Annotated in this window: 20 protein-coding genes and 1 riboswitch; of the genes, 9 read left to right on the top strand and 11 right to left on the bottom strand. The window is 48.7% G+C overall.

Annotated elements, in window-relative coordinates; all coding sequences use genetic code 11:
• Positions 1 to 120 precede the first annotated feature (120 nt).
• From metH to rplU, 3 genes are all read right to left on the bottom strand, one after another.
• Entirely contained in the window at positions 121 to 3,855 is a 3,735-nt protein-coding gene (gene metH, locus OO017_RS11930; protein ID WP_266052723.1) for a methionine synthase, read from the bottom strand.
• 51 nt (positions 3,856 to 3,906) lie between these two features.
• Positions 3,907 to 4,015, bottom strand: a riboswitch (SAM riboswitch).
• Positions 4,016 to 4,279: 264 nt separating this feature from the next.
• Positions 4,280 to 4,552, bottom strand: a complete 273-nt coding sequence (gene rpmA / locus OO017_RS11925) for a 50S ribosomal protein L27 (RefSeq protein WP_266052722.1) — start codon at positions 4,550 to 4,552, stop codon at positions 4,280 to 4,282.
• Between the two features lie 70 nt (positions 4,553 to 4,622).
• Positions 4,623 to 4,931, bottom strand: coding sequence for a 50S ribosomal protein L21 (gene rplU, locus OO017_RS11920; protein ID WP_266052721.1), 309 nt, complete (start codon positions 4,929 to 4,931; stop codon positions 4,623 to 4,625).
• Positions 4,932 to 5,575: 644 nt separating this feature from the next.
• On the opposite strand from rplU, the gene OO017_RS11915 reads away from it, so the two are divergent.
• The 4 genes from OO017_RS11915 (at position 5,576) to OO017_RS20040 (ending at position 10,464) form a co-directional block, all read left to right on the top strand.
• Positions 5,576 to 6,535, top strand: a complete 960-nt coding sequence (locus OO017_RS11915; protein WP_266052720.1) for a ribonucleoside-diphosphate reductase small subunit — start codon at positions 5,576 to 5,578, stop codon at positions 6,533 to 6,535.
• A 366-nt stretch (positions 6,536 to 6,901) separates the two neighbouring features.
• Positions 6,902 to 9,283 (top strand): ribonucleoside-diphosphate reductase subunit alpha, encoded by a 2,382-nt coding sequence (locus OO017_RS11910; protein WP_266052719.1) that lies wholly within the window; start codon positions 6,902 to 6,904, stop codon positions 9,281 to 9,283.
• Between the two features lie 663 nt (positions 9,284 to 9,946).
• Positions 9,947 to 10,171 (top strand): hypothetical protein, encoded by a 225-nt coding sequence (locus OO017_RS20045; protein WP_369426430.1) that lies wholly within the window; start codon positions 9,947 to 9,949, stop codon positions 10,169 to 10,171.
• A complete protein-coding gene (locus OO017_RS20040; protein ID WP_369426429.1) occupies positions 10,153 to 10,464 on the top strand; it encodes a hypothetical protein in 312 nt (103 codons plus the stop codon). The genes OO017_RS20045 and OO017_RS20040 overlap by 19 nt, the downstream gene beginning before the upstream one ends.
• A 156-nt stretch (positions 10,465 to 10,620) precedes the next feature.
• Here the strand turns inward: OO017_RS20040 and OO017_RS11900 are convergent, their stop codons facing one another.
• The 4 genes from OO017_RS11900 to OO017_RS11885 form a co-directional block, all read right to left on the bottom strand.
• Entirely contained in the window at positions 10,621 to 11,061 is a 441-nt protein-coding gene (locus OO017_RS11900) for a hypothetical protein (RefSeq protein WP_266052718.1), read from the bottom strand.
• Between the two features lie 130 nt (positions 11,062 to 11,191).
• On the bottom strand, positions 11,192 to 11,602 hold the full coding sequence (locus tag OO017_RS11895) for a hypothetical protein (protein WP_266052717.1): 411 nt from the start codon (positions 11,600 to 11,602) through the stop codon (positions 11,192 to 11,194).
• Between the two features lie 150 nt (positions 11,603 to 11,752).
• Positions 11,753 to 12,388, bottom strand: a complete 636-nt coding sequence (locus OO017_RS11890) for an OmpA family protein (protein ID WP_266052716.1) — start codon at positions 12,386 to 12,388, stop codon at positions 11,753 to 11,755.
• A gap of 171 nt (positions 12,389 to 12,559) precedes the next feature.
• The gene (locus tag OO017_RS11885) at positions 12,560 to 13,150 is read right to left on the bottom strand and encodes a T9SS type A sorting domain-containing protein (RefSeq protein WP_266052715.1); all 591 of its coding nucleotides are present in this window, start codon (positions 13,148 to 13,150) and stop codon (positions 12,560 to 12,562) included.
• Positions 13,151 to 14,301: 1,151 nt separating this feature from the next.
• Between OO017_RS11885 and OO017_RS11880 the strand changes: the two genes are divergently transcribed.
• A complete protein-coding gene (locus OO017_RS11880) occupies positions 14,302 to 14,688 on the top strand; it encodes an Hsp20/alpha crystallin family protein (protein ID WP_266052714.1) in 387 nt (128 codons plus the stop codon).
• A gap of 55 nt (positions 14,689 to 14,743) precedes the next feature.
• On the opposite strand, the gene OO017_RS11875 is transcribed toward OO017_RS11880, so the two are convergent.
• The 3 genes from OO017_RS11875 to OO017_RS11865 form a co-directional block, all read right to left on the bottom strand.
• Positions 14,744 to 15,010 carry a hypothetical protein gene (locus tag OO017_RS11875; protein WP_266052713.1) on the bottom strand — a complete coding sequence of 89 codons (267 nt, stop codon included), beginning with the start codon at positions 15,008 to 15,010 and terminating at the stop codon, positions 14,744 to 14,746.
• 153 nt (positions 15,011 to 15,163) lie between these two features.
• Entirely contained in the window at positions 15,164 to 15,343 is a 180-nt protein-coding gene (locus OO017_RS11870) for a hypothetical protein (protein ID WP_266052712.1), read from the bottom strand.
• A gap of 63 nt (positions 15,344 to 15,406) precedes the next feature.
• Positions 15,407 to 15,634: a hypothetical protein gene (locus OO017_RS11865; protein WP_266052711.1), complete on the bottom strand. Its 228-nt coding sequence runs from the start codon at positions 15,632 to 15,634 to the stop codon at positions 15,407 to 15,409.
• A gap of 248 nt (positions 15,635 to 15,882) precedes the next feature.
• Here OO017_RS11865 and OO017_RS11860 point away from each other — a divergent pair, with 248 nt between their 5' ends.
• From OO017_RS11860 to OO017_RS11850, 3 genes are read left to right on the top strand one after another with little or no spacing between them, the layout of a single operon-like run.
• The gene (locus OO017_RS11860; RefSeq protein ID WP_266052710.1) at positions 15,883 to 16,320 is read left to right on the top strand and encodes a GNAT family N-acetyltransferase; all 438 of its coding nucleotides are present in this window, start codon (positions 15,883 to 15,885) and stop codon (positions 16,318 to 16,320) included.
• Positions 16,317 to 16,622: a hypothetical protein gene (locus tag OO017_RS11855; RefSeq protein ID WP_266052709.1), complete on the top strand. Its 306-nt coding sequence runs from the start codon at positions 16,317 to 16,319 to the stop codon at positions 16,620 to 16,622. The genes OO017_RS11860 and OO017_RS11855 overlap by 4 nt, the downstream gene beginning before the upstream one ends.
• 28 nt (positions 16,623 to 16,650) lie before the next feature.
• Entirely contained in the window at positions 16,651 to 17,400 is a 750-nt protein-coding gene (locus OO017_RS11850; protein ID WP_266052708.1) for a hypothetical protein, read from the top strand.
• Between the two features lie 34 nt (positions 17,401 to 17,434).
• Here OO017_RS11850 and OO017_RS11845 read toward each other — a convergent pair whose 3' ends face one another.
• Positions 17,435 to 17,788, bottom strand: a complete 354-nt coding sequence (locus OO017_RS11845) for an MmcQ/YjbR family DNA-binding protein (RefSeq protein ID WP_266052707.1) — start codon at positions 17,786 to 17,788, stop codon at positions 17,435 to 17,437.
• Positions 17,789 to 17,911: 123 nt separating this feature from the next.
• Between OO017_RS11845 and OO017_RS11840 the strand changes: the two genes are divergently transcribed.
• Entirely contained in the window at positions 17,912 to 18,628 is a 717-nt protein-coding gene (locus OO017_RS11840) for an alpha/beta fold hydrolase (protein ID WP_266052706.1), read from the top strand.

Genomic DNA, 18,628 nt, shown 5'->3' with positions numbered 1-18,628 from the left:
TTTTAGAGTTCATAGTTTGTGCTATTGCATTCAATAGCCTTCAGTTATAAAACTTGAAATGTAATAAAGTAATAGCAGGCTCCCCTCCTTGGACAAGGAGGGGCAGGGGTGGTTTGATTCTTACACCGCCTGCTGCTCTACTGGCTTTGGCTCATAGTTCAGGTTCGGCGACAGCCAGCGTTCCAGTTCCTCTTTGGTCATACTTTTGCGCTGCGCGATGTCAGAAACCTGGTCTTCGCCAATCTTACCCAAGCCAAAGTAGCGTGATTCCGGATGCGAGAAGTATAAGCCGCTCACCGAAGCCGCCGGGTACATGGCCAGGTTCTCGGTAAGTATAACGCCTGATGTTCTCTCGGCATCCAGCAGGTTAAACAACGTGATTTTCTCGGTATGATCCGGGCAGCCAGGGTAGCCCGGGGCCGGACGGATGCCTTTGTATTGCTCTTTGATCAGGCCTTCGTTGTCCAGCTGCTCGTTCGGCGCGTATCCCCACAGTTCTCTTCGAACTTTCAGGTGCATTAGTTCGGCAAAGGCCTCGGCTAATCTATCAGCCAACGCTTTCACCATGATGGCTTTGTAATCGTCGTGCTCGGCTTCATACTTGGCTAGCAGCTTCTCGATACCGAAACCAGCCGAAACCACAAAACCCCCGATGTAATCTTGCACGCCTTTTTCCTTCGGAGCCACGAAATCAGAGAAAGCCAGGTTTGGCACACTGGCGCCCTTTTTGCCCTGCTGCCTTAAGGTATGGAACTCCGTCAGCACGTTTTCACGTGAATCATCGGCGTATACTTCGATGGTATCGTCAGCCTCAACGTTTGCAGGGTAAAAACCAACCACGGCTCGCGCTTCCAACAGTTGCTTCTCCACAATCTCCTTCAACATGGCCTGGGCATCTGCAAATAGTTTGGTGGCTTCTGCTCCCAGTTCCGGATCGCTCAGGATTTTCGGGTATTGGCGCTTGAGCTCCCAGGTATGGAAGAAAGGTGTCCAGTCGATGTAAGGCACGATCTCCTCTAAAGGATAATGGGTGTATACTTTGTTGCCGATAAAGCTTGGCTTCGTTGGCTTTGTGCTGTTCCAATCTACTTTAAACTTGTTGGCACGGGCTTCTTCTATACTTGCAAAAGCACGGTCTTTGGTACGGCTCAGGTGATCTTGGCGTAACTTTTCGTATTCTGCTTTTATTTCGGCGATGTAACTCTCGCGTTCGCTGCTCAGCAAACTGCTAACCACGGTTACGCTTCGTGAGGCATCATGCACGTGCACTACCGGACCGCTGTATTGTGGAGCTATCTTAACGGCCGTATGCACACGCGATGTAGTTGCACCACCGATCAGCAGCGGAATCTTCATGCCACGCCGTTCCATTTCCTGCGCCACATATACCATTTCATCCAGCGATGGTGTGATCAATCCGCTCAATCCAATGATATCTACTTTATGCGCTTCGGCTTCAGACAGGATCTTGTCCAGCTGTACCATTACACCCAGGTCAATTACTTCATAATTGTTACAGGCCAGTACCACGCCCACAATGTTCTTCCCGATGTCGTGTACGTCGCCTTTTACAGTTGCCATCAGTATAGTCCCGGCTGTAGATTTAGACGTATCACCAGCCAGCTTTTCTGCTTCCATAAACGGCAACAGGTACGCCACCGATTTCTTCATCACGCGGGCACTTTTCACTACCTGCGGCAAAAACATCTTACCGGCACCAAACAAGTCACCAACCACTGACATACCTGCCATCAGCGGTCCTTCTATCACATCAAGCGTTTTGGCCGCTTTCTGACGGGCTTCCTCGGTGTCTTCGTCTATAAACTCAATTATACCTTTTACCAATGCATGCTTCAGGCGTTCCTCAACAGGGGCATCGCGCCAGGCGGTGTCGGCGGCAGCGGCAGTCTTGCCTTTACCTTTTATAGTTTCGGCATAGTTTACCAGCTTCTCAGTTGCATCCGGGTGGCGGTTAAAGATCACGTCTTCTATCAGGTCGCGCAGGTCGGTTGGTATTTCGCTGTACACGCCCAGCATACCGGCATTCACAATACCCATGTCCATACCAGCCTGCACGGCATAGTATAAAAACACGGTGTGCATCGCTTCACGCACGGCATCGTTACCCCTAAAAGAGAATGACAGGTTACTTACGCCACCGCTTACCTGTGCGTGCGGCAGGTTGGCTTTTATCCATTTTACTACTTCTATAAAATCAACAGCATAGTTGTTATGCTCTTCTATGCCGGTGGCAATAGCCAGTATGTTCGGGTCAAAAATAATGTCTTGCGGCGGGAAGCCTACTTCATCCACCAATATGCGGTAAGAGCGTTCGCAAATCTCTTTTCTCCGTTCCAGCGTGTCAGCCTGGCCCTGCTCATCAAAAGCCATCACCACCACCGCAGCACCATACTGACGCACCTTGCGGGCTAGTTTTTTAAAGGCTTCTTCGCCTTCTTTCAGCGATATAGAGTTAACGATAGATTTACCCTGCACACATTTTAAGCCTGCTTCAATCACGCTCCATTTAGAAGAGTCGATCATGATAGGTAGTTTGGCAATATCCGGTTCAGAAGCGATCAGGTTAAGAAAGTTGGCCATGGCCTGCTCTGAGTCAAGCATGCCTTCGTCCATGTTCACGTCGATGATCTGCGCGCCACCTTCTACCTGCTGACGGGCAACTGCTAAGGCTTCTTCAAACTGGCCGTTAACGATTAGGCGGGAGAACATTTTGGAGCCGGTAACATTGGTGCGTTCGCCGACATTTACAAAAAGACTTTCGGGAGTTATAGTTAGTGGCTCGAGGCCGCTGTAACGAGGGAGTGGGGCAACCGGGGTAGGAACGTGCGGTTTATACTTTCGCACTAAGTCTGCAATTACTTTGGTATGTACTGGCGTGGTGCCACAACAACCACCCAGTATATTAACCAAACCTTCTTTTAAATACTCTTCAACTATAGCGCCCATTTGCTGGGCTGTCTCGTCGTAGCCACCAAAAGCATTTGGCAAACCGGCATTCGGGTACGCACTGATGTAACAATCCGAGATGCGAGACAGCTCCTGGATGTGCGTTTTAAGCTGCCGTGCGCCCAAAGCACAGTTAAAGCCCACGCTAAGTATAGGCGCATGCGAGATCGAGTTATAAAAGGCTTCTACGGTCTGGCCAGACAAGGTGCGTCCGCTGGCATCTGTGATTGTGCCTGATACCATGATCGGCAGTTCTTTGCCGCCATCATTTACAAACTGCTGAATAGCAAAAAGAGCCGCCTTACAGTTAAGCGTATCAAAAACCGTTTCAACCAGCAGCAGATCAGAGCCGCCATCAACCAAACCACGCACCTGCTCATAGTAAGCGGCTACCAGCTGGTCGAAAGTAATGGCACGGTAGCCAGGGTTGTTCACATCCGGGGAAAGCGAAGCGGTACGGTTTGTCGGACCGATAGCGCCAGCTACAAAGCGTTTATGCGAAGGATCTTTAGCCTCTACCTCATCCGAAGCTTCACGTGCAATTTTTGCCGACTCATAATTCAGTTCATACACAATATGCTCCAGACTATAGTCCGCCATGGCTATACTTGTACCGCTAAAGGTGTTGGTTTCGATAATATCGGCACCAGCCTCCAGGTACTCGGTATGAATGGCTTTGATGATATCCGGGCGGGTAATGGAAAGTAAATCGTTGTTGCCTTTCAGGTCGGAGGGGTGATCTTTGAAACGCTCGCCACGGAAATCTGCTTCCGTAAGCTCGTAACGCTGGATCATGGTGCCCATGGCGCCGTCGAGCACGAGCACGCGTTCCTGCAGCAAAGTATAAATCGGATGTGTTTTGGTCATGGTCGATGTCTTTCTTCTCATAAGTCTTCTACGCGGCTTATCAAGAAGGACACCTGAGGTAAGGCAGGATCAATCTTATCTTCCCTGGCTGCTGTTGCACCAGGAGGGAGTTAGCACCAAGCTTTATACATGGTTGCTAAGACGTCATCGGGCCCTGTCCCTCAGTCTTTCTTGATAAGAATAACAAAGTAAAGGTATATCCGTGGAAAAAAGAAATTAGTTACACGAAAATGGCGAGCGGAGAGAAGTATGGGAGGTATAAAAACAGAAAAGGACACTTATCGTGTCCTTTTCCTTTAGAATCTTCTTCGTTTAATCACGAATCCGATCCTTGCTTATATGTACGCCGGCTCTAGCGGGATGTTACGCTTGCGTCAATTATTTTTCAAAAAAAGAGGGGCACCCGTTGGGCACCCCTCTCTTGTCTTGTAGCAATAAAGCTTAATTAAGCTTCTGCCTCTACGTTATTTGGTACTACAGAAACGTAAGAACGGTTTTTCTTACCTTTTCTGAACTGTACCACACCGTCAGTCAGAGCAAACAGTGTGTGGTCTTTACCCATACCCACGTTAGTGCTTGGGTGGTGTGCAGTACCTCTTTGTCTTACAATGATGTTACCTGCAATAATCTCCTGGCCACCGTAAATCTTAACACCCAGTCGTTTAGAATGCGATTCGCGGCCGTTATTGGAACTACCAACGCCTTTTTTGTGTGCCATTTTCTTTTACTATTTAATTGGGTTAGCAAGCTAAGCCCAAAAGGTTCTACGATTAATTTCTTCTTACTGCTTAACCAATGTTTTCGATAAGAACTTTAGTATAGTTCTGACGATGACCTCTCGACTTTCTATACCCTTTTCTTCTCTTCTTCTTGAAGATATGAACCTTGTCGGCTCTCACCTCACCCAAGATCTTACCGGTTACCTTGATACCATCCACGAAAGGAGCACCAACAGTGATTGTACCGTTGTCGTCTGTTAGAAGAACATTGGCGAACTCAACGGCGTCACCTTCATTGCCGGAAAGCTTGTTAGCGTAGATGAACTTACCGCTCTCTACTTTGGTCTGTTGACCTGCGATTTCTACAATTGCGTACATCAGCTTCAATGTATGTTTAAAAGATTTAGTCCGCAAAAGTACGGCTTCATTTTGATATTTGCAACGGCTTGTATAACAAATTGTTCCTCTACGCCACCTCCCTTACACAGGCATGTGGAAAAGTATGTGTATATGTGTATATACAATTTCACAACTTGTCAATAAATCGCATAAGCAGTTTTACATCAAATACTTGCACCCGATCTACCGTGCCATACTTTTCCACAAAAGCGTAAACAAAGAATGTGTCCACCCCTATGCTTTCTCTTCGGCAGCAAGTACAAACCTGTGCACACACCCTCCGCTTCAGAAAAATCTACCCATTTCCTTCCCCAAATCATGCTCAAATGCACTAAACAGGCAATACATGTACTTTTGCTAATATTTCATACTTTGCATATACGTGAATTACAATGTGGATAACCATGTGCATTACGAGCAAAACCGGCCTAAATTCAGCGGCAAGGGCATGTGCATAAATTGAACAACTTTAACCCTCGAAATCAAGTTCATTTCTATATATTTGAAGTCAGGATACTACCGGGTGCCAGATCAGACATCCACCCAAAAAGAAATTTAAACGGGGTGTTTTCTAAGCTAATCAGCTTACCCCTTCAACCAATAAAACGCTTATTTACAAAATTATGGAGCCAATACTGCAAGAGAACCCTAACCGCTTTGTACTGTTCCCGATTCAGAACGACGAGGTATGGCAGATGTACAAGAAGGCAGAAGCCAGCTTCTGGACAGCCGAGGAAATTGACCTTAGCCAGGACCTGAAGGACTGGGAGAACCTGAATGACGGCGAGCGCCACTTTATCAGCCACGTGCTGGCCTTCTTCGCTGCCTCCGATGGCATCGTGAACGAGAACCTGGCCGTTAACTTCATGAACGAGGTACAGATACCGGAGGCGCGCTGCTTCTATGGCTTCCAGATTATGATGGAGAACATCCACTCCGAAACTTACTCGCTCCTTATAGATACTTATGTAAAGAAGCAGGCGGAGAAAGACCACCTGTTTAACGCCCTGGAAACGGTGCCTGCCGTGAAACGCAAAGGGGAGTGGGCGCTGAAGTGGATCGAGAGCGAGAACTTTGCTGAGCGCCTGATCGCTTTTGCGGCTGTGGAGGGTATTTTCTTCTCGGGCTCTTTCTGCTCTATTTTCTGGCTGAAGAAGCGCGGCCTGATGCCGGGCCTCACCTTCTCTAACGAGCTGATCTCGAGAGACGAAGGCCTGCACTGCGATTTTGCCTGCCTGCTGTACAAGATGCTGGTAAACAAGCTGCCGGAGAGCCGTGTGCATGAAATTATCCGCGATGCGGTAAGCATAGAGCAGGAGTTTGTAACTGATGCGCTGCCGGTAGACCTGATCGGGATGAACGCCAAACTGATGAGCCAGTACATTGAGTTTGTGGCCGACCGCCTGCTGGGCGAGCTGGGCTGCAAGAAGATCTACAACTCCACTAACCCATTCGATTTTATGGAGATGATCTCGCTGCAGGGCAAGACCAACTTCTTCGAGAAACGCGTGGGCGAGTACCAGAAGGCCGGCGTACTGGGCGACAAAGACAAAAAGATGTTCTCTCTGGACGAAGACTTTTAAGATTAGATATTCCTTTGTATGTTTAGGTGACCAAAGGGAAAAAGCACACCTTCTTTCCCCACCTGAACATACTCTTATATTACCGTAATGCCGGGCGGCAGTAGAAGCAACAGAGGTGACCGCAAATCCGCAACCGGAACCGTAGGTGGCATCACCGCCACCTAAAAGGGTATCTCAACCCTTCTATATAGTAAAAGCATTTAGCTTTGCGCATAATCATTTGTACTACAACGGCTTACACACGCACTTGCGTATGGGCTGATTGTATGTATCTCTAAAGTACAACCACCTGCTGCAGCGGCAGCGGCCTTTTATATATCTTTTATTAACCACCCGGGTCTTTTACACCCGTTAATTGTATACGCTATGTTAGTAGTTAAACGAGACGGCAGACGCGAGTCCGTCAAATTCGACAAGATTACCGCACGCATCGAGAAGCTGTGCTATGGCTTGCACATGGATTATGTGTCACCGATTGAGGTAGCCAAGAAAGTGATTGACGGAATTTACGATGGTGTTACAACTGTAGAACTGGACAACCTGGCTGCCGAGACCGCTGCGTCGCTGACGACCAAGCACCCGGACTATGCCGTGCTGGCCGCCCGTGTGGCGATCTCTAACCTGCACAAGGTTACGAGCAAGTCATTCTCCAACACCATGAAGCGCCTGTATACTTACACAGACCCTAAAACCGGTGAGAACGCCTCGCTGATCGCCAAGGATGTGTATGAGATTATCCGTAAAAACGCGGCCCTGCTCGATTCTACTATCATCTACGACCGCGACTACAACTACGATTACTTCGGCTATAAGACACTGGAGCGCTCCTACCTGCTTCGCCTGGACGGCAAGATTGTGGAGCGTCCGCAGCACATGTTGATGCGTGTGGCCGTGGGTATCCACAAGGAGGACATCGAATCTGCCATTGAGACTTATAACCTCATGTCTGAGAAGTGGTTTACGCACGCCACCCCAACCTTATTTAACGCCGGTACGCCTAAGCCACAGCTGTCCTCGTGCTTCTTGCTAACCATGAAGGACGATAGCATACCAGGCATTTACGATACCCTGAAGCAGTGCGCCCAGATCTCGCAGAGCGCTGGCGGTATTGGCCTGAGCATCCACAACGTGCGCGCCACAGGATCATATATTAAAGGCACCAACGGCACTTCTAACGGTATCATCCCGATGCTGAAGGTGTTTAACGACACAGCCCGCTACGTGGACCAGGGCGGCGGCAAGCGCAAAGGAGCTTTCGCGATTTACCTGGAGCCGTGGCATGCCGACATCTTCGAGTTCCTGGAGCTGAAGAAGAACCATGGTAAGGAAGAGAACCGCGCCCGCGACCTGTTTTATGCCCTCTGGACACCAGACCTGTTCATGAAGCGCGTGGAGGAGAACGGCGACTGGAGCCTGTTCTGCCCGAACGAAGCGCCTGGCCTGGCCGACTGCTGGGGCAAAGACTTTGAGCGCCTGTACGAGAAGTATGAGCGCGAGGGCCGTGCCCGCAAAACCGTAAAAGCGCAGGACCTGTGGTTCCATGTGCTGGAGTCGCAGATCGAAACAGGTACGCCTTACATGCTGTACAAGGACAATGCGAACAGCAAGAGCAACCAGCAGAACCTGGGCACGATCAAGAGCTCGAACCTGTGCACCGAGATTATGGAGTACACCAGCGAAGACGAAGTAGCTGTTTGTAACCTTGCCTCGCTGGCACTGCCGCGCTTTGTGAAAGAAGATGACAACGGCAACAAGACCTTCGACCACCAGAAGCTGTTTGATGTAACGTATCACGCCACTGTTAACCTGAACAAGGTTATCGACATAAACTATTACCCAGTACCGGAGGCGCAAAACTCAAACATGCGTCACCGCCCGATCGGTTTGGGTGTGCAGGGCCTGGCGGATACTTTTATTCACCTGCGTATGCCGTTCGAGAGTGACGAGGCGAAAGGGTTAAACAAGGATATCTTTGAGACGATCTACTTTGCGGCCATGACGGCCTCTAAAGACCTTGCCAAGAAACAAGGCCCTTACGAAACGTTTAAAGGGTCTCCGCTATCAGAAGGTAAGTTCCAGTTTGATATGTGGGGTGTTACGCCAGAGTCAGGCCGCTGGGACTGGGAAAGCCTGCGCAAAGACGTAATGGAACATGGTGCACGTAACTCGCTGTTGCTGGCCCCTATGCCAACAGCTTCTACAGCCCAGATCCTGGGTAACAACGAGTCGTTTGAGCCTTATACTTCTAACATTTACCTGCGCCGCGTACTGAGTGGTGAGTTTATGGTGGTGAACAAGCACCTGCTCAAAGACCTGATCGCGCTAGGTATCTGGAACGATAAGATGAAGAACGACATCATCGCTGCCAACGGTTCTGTGCAGGATATCCCGAACATCCCGCAGCACATCAAAGACCTGTACAAAACAGTGTGGGAGATCAGCCAGCGTGCCGTGATTGATATGAGTGCCGACCGTGGCGCGTTTATTTGCCAGAGCCAGTCGCTGAACCTGCACGTGCAGAACGTGAACTTCGGCAAGCTGACTTCCATGCACTTCCACGCCTGGAAGCGCGGCCTGAAAACAGGTATGTACTACCTGCGCACCAAGTCTGCTGTAGACGCCATCAAGTTTACCGTAGAGAAACAAGCCGCCGAAACCCTTTCGCCGGTTTACAGCCAAGACCAAAACCGCAGCGACATGAGTTGCTCGCTAGACAACCCAGACGCTTGCGAAGCTTGCGGATCGTAAATAACTAAAGAAGGAGGGCACGTTGTCCTCCTTCTTCTTTTTCCTACCTCTTACACATTCCATGTTACTGCTGGCGCCCTGCCAGTGGATGGAATACTGTTGCCTTCACTTTTAGCCCATCGTAAAGACAAAACAAATGAAAATAGTATGCTTCATTGGAAGCGGATTTAACTATATGTCGGCAGACATAATTAAGTCGCAGAATATATATATACAAAAGATGATACTCCACTTCATGAGGAAATTATCCGGTTGAATAATCTTTCCGCCGTTGTTGGTGTTTTCACCAACAACTAAGACGACAGCAACGTAGCAGAAACAATTCATACTTCTCATAGCCAAAGCTGCACATGTGGGAGTATAGGCTACTACTGTTGGTTAGTTCTGACAGTAGTAACGAAGAAACAGCCAACTACACCCTCAACGACCTAATATGTGCAGCAAGAGAAATATGAGCAGCCGCTGTCGGTTAGCTAAAAGTGGTTGTTGGTGAAAACACCAACAACGGCGGACACGGTAGGTGAAAACAGCAGCCGACATGATATCTGCGACACACAGATATTACAACGGCGGGCACGGCAGGCGATAAGAAGGGTGGCAAAGGCAAGGAGGAACAGCCGACCACCACGCAACATCTGGGTGTACAAAGTAGTACCTTAGTAAATGCATGAGCAACAGCATATCGCTTTCTTCACAGCCACTATTCTGGAGTGGAAGCACCTGCTAAAGCCCGATAAGTATAAACAGATTATTGTAGACAGTCTAGGCTACCTGGTGGAGCAGAAACGGGTAAAAGTATACGCTTTTGTAATCATGCCAAACCACCTCCATCTGCTCTGGAAAATGGAAGCCCCCACAAGCGTGAAGACGTGCAACGGGATTTCCTGAAGTATACGGCGCAGCAGATAAAGTATGACCTGAGTGAGCATCACCCAGCTGTTCTGGAGAGATTCCAGGTAAACGCTAAAGATCGGAAGTATCAGCTATGGGAGCGTAACCCGCTGTCGATCTACTGCTATTCTATTTCAGTTACTGAGCAAAAGTTAGAGTACATACACCACAACCCTATTCAGGAGAGGTGGCAGCTGGCTGCGCTACCGGAAGAATACGCCTACTCATCTGCTGGGTTCTATCAGGAAAACAAAGACCTATTCGGCTTCTTAACACATTACAGGGACTAAGTCTCTGTTGTCGCCCCGGGTGTAGAGGTGGTAGTACTTCCTTGGCTCCAGCGAAACAGTTTTTTGCATCTATACCTGTACGAGAGCGAGCAGGGATTTATCAAAAGTGCTTACAAGGTTTTCGATTCCGCAGCGCTAGTCCTACGCAGAAATGGCCTACAGCGGCTCCATCAGCCAGGCCATCGCTTCCTGTTCGTCAGAAAAATCGCAGAGCACCAGGTCCAGGTCAAAGGTATGCCCCTTCACGATCATTTGCTTTACGGCCTGCCGGTTCTCATCGAAGCGAGAGGGGAGCCGGGCCATGCGCAGCAGCGAACTTTTAGCGATTCGGGGCACAAACACCTCCAGGCTCCACTGCAGATCGGCAGGGTCTATTGATTCCATTTGGCGATCATCGGCCAGCCACCTGGTTAAAGAAAACCGATCAATCATATCCAGCACCAGGAGATAAGCCTCTCTCAGTTCTGAACCCTTTAAATGCCCTCTCCATTCGGCTTTCCCCAAACGGGTCTGGGTATCATAAAGAAAGGTAACAAAGTTATTTTTAAAGTATTGTTGCATTTGCCTGCCCACCAAGACTACGCATAGCCTCGTCATAATCATCAAAGTAAAAGAGGCAAGTACGCCGTTTTAGCAGCACTTGCGGCTGTAAGTTATAAAAAAAGGGCGTGCCAAACGCTAAGCTGCGAAAATTAGTACCCCTGCAGGCTTAAGCCCAAGGGCAGTTTTAGTAAGCCACCTCCCTTAACCAGGCCATGGCCTCCTCTTCTGCTTCAAACTCACGGATCAACAGTTGCTGGTCCAGCTTGTTTTTCTTTTCCATCATCACATCCAACGCCTTTTGATGCCCTTCATGCTCAGAAGGCAGGTTTGCCAAACGCAACAGTGGCCCTTCTACCAACTGGGGCACAAACACACGCAGGCTCCACTGCAGGTCAGCAGGAACTATAGAGTCCATCTTGCGATTATCCCCCAGCCACCCTTTCAGCTCATACCTATCCATTAAGTCCAGACACAGCAACGTTGCCTCCCGGAACTCCGCCCCGGTTAAATGTCCGTTCCAGATAGCTTTGCCCAGCCGCTGTTCTTTATCATAGTAGATGCGCACAAAGCTGTTCCTGAAGTATAATTTAAACATAAACAGAGTGATGGAAAGTATAACAGAAGGTAAGTAAAATATTGAAAAATACAAACTTGTTTAGACTTGCGTCTGCAAGGCTACAGCTTATACTTTAGACAAAAGCCGCTGGCGAGCAACCAGCGGCTTGATGCCTGTTGTTATACTTAGCTACTGTTGAGGCTCGCGTGTCACGGCCACAATGGCTACACGGCGGTTAAGCTGGCGGCCTCGGGCAGTTTCGTTAGTGGCCCGTGGCGCTGTTTCTCCCATAGCTTCAATAGAGAGTCGGTTTGCATCTATTCCACCTTTGTTCTGGAGCCAGTCTTTTACGGCGTTGGCGCGATCGGCAGAAAGCTCTTTGTTATACTCGTTGCCGGCACGGGCATCTGCATGCCCGAAGATGCGGATAGGGCCATTAGGCGGCAGGCTCTTAATTTCTTCGGCAATCTGCTGCAGCTTTTCTTCCCCTTCCGGCCTTATCTCGGCCTTATCGGTATCGAAAAGCACTTTATCATCCATACCGTAGATATTGTACTCATTGCTGGCGCGAACTTCGACCCCCGCTTCCTTCATTTCAGGATCTTCTGTAACAGGCGCATCCCAGTCTATACCAGCCCAGAAGTCTTCCCCCACATCTATTATTTCTACGGCGTCGGCTTCTACACGCCCGCGCTCATCATCATACACTACAGCTGAGTCGGCAGTGGCTTCGCTCATGGTATCGTTTTCAACATCACCCTCAGGATTGTTGCAGGCGCTCAGAAAACCTACCCCGAGTATCATTAGCAATACATTCTTTTTCATAGTTATTGTGTAATTAGTTCGTACTCTTAGGTACGGAGCCTAAGTGGCATTGTTTTTACTGCATCCCTATAACGTACCAGCATCAGGCATGCCTTCAGGCAGCTAAACCACAAAAAAGCCCCGACACCTACAGAAGGGCCGGGGCTTACTACGAGTAGTTCTTCTATTTGCCTATTGCTTTACAAAACGCTGCGTTTGCTGCTGCGTGCCGTCAGATACTTTAACAAAGTAGATGCCCGGATGCAGGTGAGCAGCAGGTACCACTACCGCATTATTTACATTGCCATACTGCGCTACCTGTTGTCCGTTAGCGTTTAGCACCGTTACCTGCGCATTGCGGAGGGCAAAGCTTACAGTTACATCGCTGGAAGTTATGGTTGGGTAAACTTTGGCAATATTGCCATTCAGCGTGTGCTGTGTGCCTTTAAACTGCAGCGCCACCACATTCGATGTTTCCTCTGCTCCGTCAAAATCTACCTGGCGCAGGCGGTAGTAGTTGATGCCTTCTGCCGGGTTGGTGTCGGTAAAAGTATAGTTAATGCGTGTACTACTGTTACCGCGACCTGTTACTTTACCGATCTCACTGAAGCTTCTGCCATCAAGGCTCCGCTCTACTACAAACTTATCGTTGTCAAGCTCTTGCGCGGTAGCCCAGGTTAAATTCACATTTGCTCCCTGAACGCTTCCTTTGAAGGACATCAGTTGCACAGGGAGTGGGGCTACTGCCTGATCCTGTTCACCCACAATTCTGATGTCATCCATTGCGTAAAAGTCCTGGTTTGTTGCATCAACCACTATAGACCACCTAAAATATACTTTTTCTTTATTCAAGACATGAGCCGGAAGAAATATAAGGTTGCCTGAGTTAACCGGTGCCCAAGTATAGAAGCTTGTTATGTTCTGTGAAACTGTAATACCCTCTGAGGTATAAGTTATACCGTCAAAGCTATATTCAAGTACGATGGGGTTGGTATTATCTATTTTGGTAGAGAGAGAATTTTGCTTGTCTCTTTTAATAGTAAGGCCATTGTCGTTGTGAATCCAGTGCTGTGTTCTGAACTCCTTCCAAGTAACCGTTACGCCAGCCAAACCCAGTGTTGATACTGGCTCCTGCACAACAAACACCCTCCTATTTGTTGTAAGTGTATTATCCGTTTTTAAAAAGTTTCCGCTTGTAGTATTGTTGGGGGCAAATAGGTAAGTATTTCCAACAGCCCATTTTGACCCTGATAAGTTAGTTGGGGAGGTTGTAAGATTCTGCTCGTAAAGCACTTTACTCGCAGAAGCCACCTGCTGCGCCTGGGCTGTAAGTGTTAAAAAGAAAAGTAATGAGATAAGGGGGTAAAATTGTTTCATGGTACTATATACTGTTTCATTCGAGCTTCTTTAAGAAAGAAACATGCCAAACCACAAAACTTTATACTTTGCCTAAACAATGCAATATAACATTAGCTATAGCTCACTCACACTCCATAACACAACATGCTACTGTTCATATATTTATACTTTAAAATAAAACAGCTTATATAGTATATATAAGATTAATTTTCTTCTGCTGTTATTGCTATTTCAGTGCAATAATTCCCGAATTCGGAAAGAATCAATTATTACGGCATTTCATTTCCCATTATAGGAGAAGAGCGAGCTTAAGCAGCTCCACACAGACAGCGGTGTGAAGAGAGAAAGAACGCTGCCGAGGAAAAACGAGAGGTGCGCACAGTATCAGAGCACATGGTATACATGATCCTCAAAATCCCCTAATAATGCCATTATGACACCTTGAAAGGCACATAAAACACTATTTATCGCCATTTTGGCACAAATAGTTCATAGTTTAGCCTTGCTTCGACACAGTGTTGCACTTGGCATTAGCTTTGTAATTAAAAGGGCGTAAGAACTAAGAAGGAGAAGAGATGAAACTGATAAAGGATAAAGAGTTTTTAAAAAATATCGCACACCAGATTAACCTGCTCAACACTATTGGCGGTGGTGTGAGTGAGACATACGTAGATATCAAGAAGTATAAAAAAGGCGCTGTAATAAATGTTTGGGCTGCCGGTGTATCGCCAGAGGCGTTTAAAGTAGTACTGCACAATAACCAGCTTACCCTGTTCTCGGTGCTGCAAAGCGAAGACAACCCGGAAATGGCCGCACCATTGTTTAACAGAATCTTTTTACTGCCACCGCAAGTAGACTTGAGCCGCATAGAGGCCTTGCACGAGGACGGCCAGCTAAAAGTAAAGCTTCCATACTTTGAAGGCACCAACCAACCTCGGGAAATTGAAATCAAGCAACTGTAAGACATACAAAAGGCTGCCAGAGCGGTAGCCTTTTTGCTTTTGAAGCCAGGAGGGGTTATTCCAAAAACCTCGCTTTTATAATAGACGTCAGGAAATCATGCGCTTCCACGGTCTCCTGATCGTATTCAAAGGTATTAAAGCCGTCGGAATCGGTTTGCACAACCAGGCAACCGCTCTCCACCATCATAAAAATCAACTCGCGCAGGCGGTAAGGATGGCCGGCAATATTCATCACACACACTAAGTCTTTGTTCTCCACGCGCAGAAACATGTGTTGCACGTGGTTTTCGTCGGCCATTATTCTTTCTTGGGTCTTATTCATGTTATTTTCTTTGGCTACTCCCTTATAAGCAAAAAAAGACCTAAAAAGTGCCCGCTCTGCCACACACGCACGTCAATTGGCCATTTTCTTTATTTTACCTATCTTTTTACAAGGCTCAGTACAACCATGACAGGCAGTAAGTATCAAATCAGGTTAACGGCGGGGATGCTCTTTGCGCCAACCCACCACAAAAAGTATAAACCAGATGGGGTAGAGGGGAGATATAACGGAAGCCAGGTAGGGATCAACGGCAAAGAAAAGCACGAACTGCAGCAACAGGCTCAGCATAAAGCCAACTAAAGCGATTTTAAAGTAGGTGTTCCGGAGGTTCATAACCGCTTTATACGCAGGCAGGGGCTAGGGATACGCCAGCAGGCAACAAAAAACCCGTCCGATTTACGGACGGGTGTTCATTAAACGAAAGGCCTCGGCCCTCGATATACCTTTTTCTACAAGTATCGGCGGGTCATCCTCTTTGGCTACCACCAGTTTAAAGACGTTGTCCTCGTCCTGGTAGTAGATAACCGTAGTAAGATCTTCGTAAGCAATACTAAAGATCTTTCTAGGCTCCCCACCGGTGTAAAATTTATAATTATCTAACGTTATATTTCGTATTAACTTCATATCCCTACAATCTCCTGGTATTTTAACGGTATACACCCTAAAATTTGTTTCAAAAAAGCCAACAATACAATTATATTCTTTGTAAATTCATAAAGCTGATAAACAGCATTTTAATGCATATAAGCTTTATTTTAGCGCCTGCATAACGTAACTACTGCTGCAGGGCATCTGCGGGCACTCAGCTACAATAGTGCAAAAAGTAGGCCATAACACACAAATAGCACTATACTTATATATCCTGATGCATCATGGGCGAATACACGTTACAAGAAACGGCAGATATGCACGATATGCTGGCGCATTACCCACTCCTCCGGCTACTGAACCCGCAGCTGACGCCAGCGCGCTACGAAGAGTTGATCCGCCTGATGCTGCACCACAATTATCGTATGGTGCGCGCTTTCGATGCTTCGGAAAAATGTGTAGGTTTATCAGGCTTCTGGATTGGGGCGAAGCTTTACAGCGGCAAGTACCTGGAGATAGATAATTTTGTGGTAGACGATGCGCACCGCGGATCAGGTGTAGGCAAACTCCTGCTGGACTGGATGCAGCTACGGGCGCGGCAGGAGGGTTGCGAAGCCCTTATGCTGGATGCCTATGTCACGAACAGCGCCGCCCACCGTTTTTACTTCCGGGAGGGGTTCCAGATAAAGGGGTATCATTTTTATAAAACCATACACGCATGAGCAGCGGCAAAAACACCTGGCTGAAATGGCTTCTGTACTTTGTTGTTTTTGAGTTGGTGGTGTTCTTCGGGCTGCAGTGGCTGCTGTCGGGCTTGGGCATGAGCAACCAGTACCAGGCAGAAAACACCATTGTGCCCAACTGGGTAAAGGCAGTTACGTTTATACTTTTATACTTGCTTTGCCTGTTAGCCGCCGTTATGGTGGTGAGCAGCTCTGTGCCGGGCAAGCACCGCCCCCACCTGATGCGCTGGGTTTACCTGGCTCTGCTGGGAATGGTGGTGATGCTGTTTTTCCTGTTTTAACCAAACGTAAGATTTTATACTTTTAGGTATGCTAAAGACGAAGAACCTACTACCCCTGATGCTCTGCCTCCTGTTGGGCTATACCGCCTTCGGGCAGACAAGCCGGGGCCAGGGCCGCTACTTTCTACAACTGCAGGACGGCCAGGTATTTTATGCCAACAAGTTGCAGTATAAGTCACCACTTTTTAAGTCCAGCCATTTCCTGCTCGATGACTCCCTGAAGTTTAACCCGAGCATGGTAAACGTTTACCAGAACGAGGATGGCTTTTTTGCCCGCGTAGAGGCCGGCAGCAGTTATAACTCCTTTGCCAAGCGCCTCACCGATGGCCCGCGCATCGACAGGTTTTACACCACACGCACCTACTACGACGGTGGCTACGGCTACTCTCCGTACGGCTATGGGTATGGAATGCCGCGCACCAGCCGCAAGCGCATCTACTTTTTTTCTAAGGATGAAGGCCCGCTGTATATCATGAACTATGATAACCTGGAGACGGCGCTATCGGACAATGCCTCCAGCATGGCCCTGCTGCATCGTTACAAAAAGGATAAGCTGATCAACACAGGCGTATCTATTGTGGGAGCCGGCCTGTTGGCTGTGGGCGCTGTTAAATCGATCAACAACTCGCAGGAGGTAAACGGCTCCACCAGCATAGACATTAACCCGCTGATGTATGCCGGGGCGGGCATTTTAGGGGCGCAGCTGATCATCAACCTCTTCCAGAAAGATAAGCTGACGCAGGCCATGGAAGTATACAACTACCAGCTGAAGCAATAGCAACAGAAGCCGGGGCCCACAGCTCCGGCTTTTTTTATGCCTCCAGCCCCAGCTCTTTGCGCACCTTTTTAGGCAACTTACCGCTCACCAGCCTGTACGACTCCCGCACACGCTGCTCCCATTCCTGCGGCTGCAGGCGGTTCAGGTTATCCAGCGCCACCCACTTGTGGCGCGCCATGTAAGGCGCGGGACTAAACCCGGGGCGCTGGCATAGCACCTCAAACTCCTCAGCGGTTACCTTAAACGATGCCGACACCGGAGTTTTATCCAGCCCCACCACCAAAAACATCTTCTCGGCCACGCAGAAGCACAGGTCATGCTCCCATTTTATACTTTCAGTTACGCCGGGCAGCTGCCGGCACAGCTCCTGCAGGTCTTCAATTGTCATAGGGTTGTACTTTTTATACTTGCTGCGGGCAATTTATACTTTTAAGTAACTTTAGGCAGCATGACTTAGGTGTTTTTTGTAGATTTGACTGAAGCACCTTCCATACTTTAACCTCACACCCACATGGAAAACCTACTGCTGCTACACGGGGCCCTGGGTTCCGCTGCCATGCTGGAGCCGCTGAAGCTGGCCCTGCAGGATGACTTCCGGGTTCATACCCTGGGTTTTTCGGGCCATGGTGGCCAGCCGCTGCCACAGGAGCCTTTTACCATGCAGCAATTTGTGCAGGACATACTTCTTTTCCTGGAGGAGCAACAGCTAGAGCGCACGCACATCTTCGGTTATAGTATGGGCGGATACGCTGCGCTTAGCCTGGCCGTGCAGCACCCGCAGCGCATCAGCAGCATTTATACTTTGGCTACCAAGTATGCCTGGACAGCGGAGGCGGCGGAGAAAGAGACAAAGCTGCTGAACCCGGACAAAGTGGAGGAGAAGGTGCCGGCTTTCGCCGAGACCCTGGCCCAAAGGCACACCCCACAGGATTGGAAACAGATTATGCGCCACACGGCAAGTATGATGCGCCAGCTTGGCCAAAACCCCTTGCTCACCACCGAAACGCTGCCACAGCTCCAATTACCCGTGCAGGTAGCCGTCGGCGACCGCGACAATATGGTGACGGTGGAGGAGACGCTTTGGGCTTACCGGTTGCTGCCAAACGCCCGCCTACAGGTGCTCCCCGGTACCCGACACCCCCTCGAAACGCTCCCTGTCCAGCAACTAAGCCAGCATATCAGGCAATTCATCGGGCAAACAACCGTTAAACCTACTGTTACAGTTTAG

The sequence above is a fragment of the Pontibacter anaerobius genome (genome assembly GCF_026241195.1).
Taxonomy (GTDB): Bacteria; Bacteroidota; Bacteroidia; order Cytophagales; family Hymenobacteraceae; genus Pontibacter; species Pontibacter anaerobius.
This window is presented reverse-complemented; position numbering and strand designations above follow the sequence as displayed.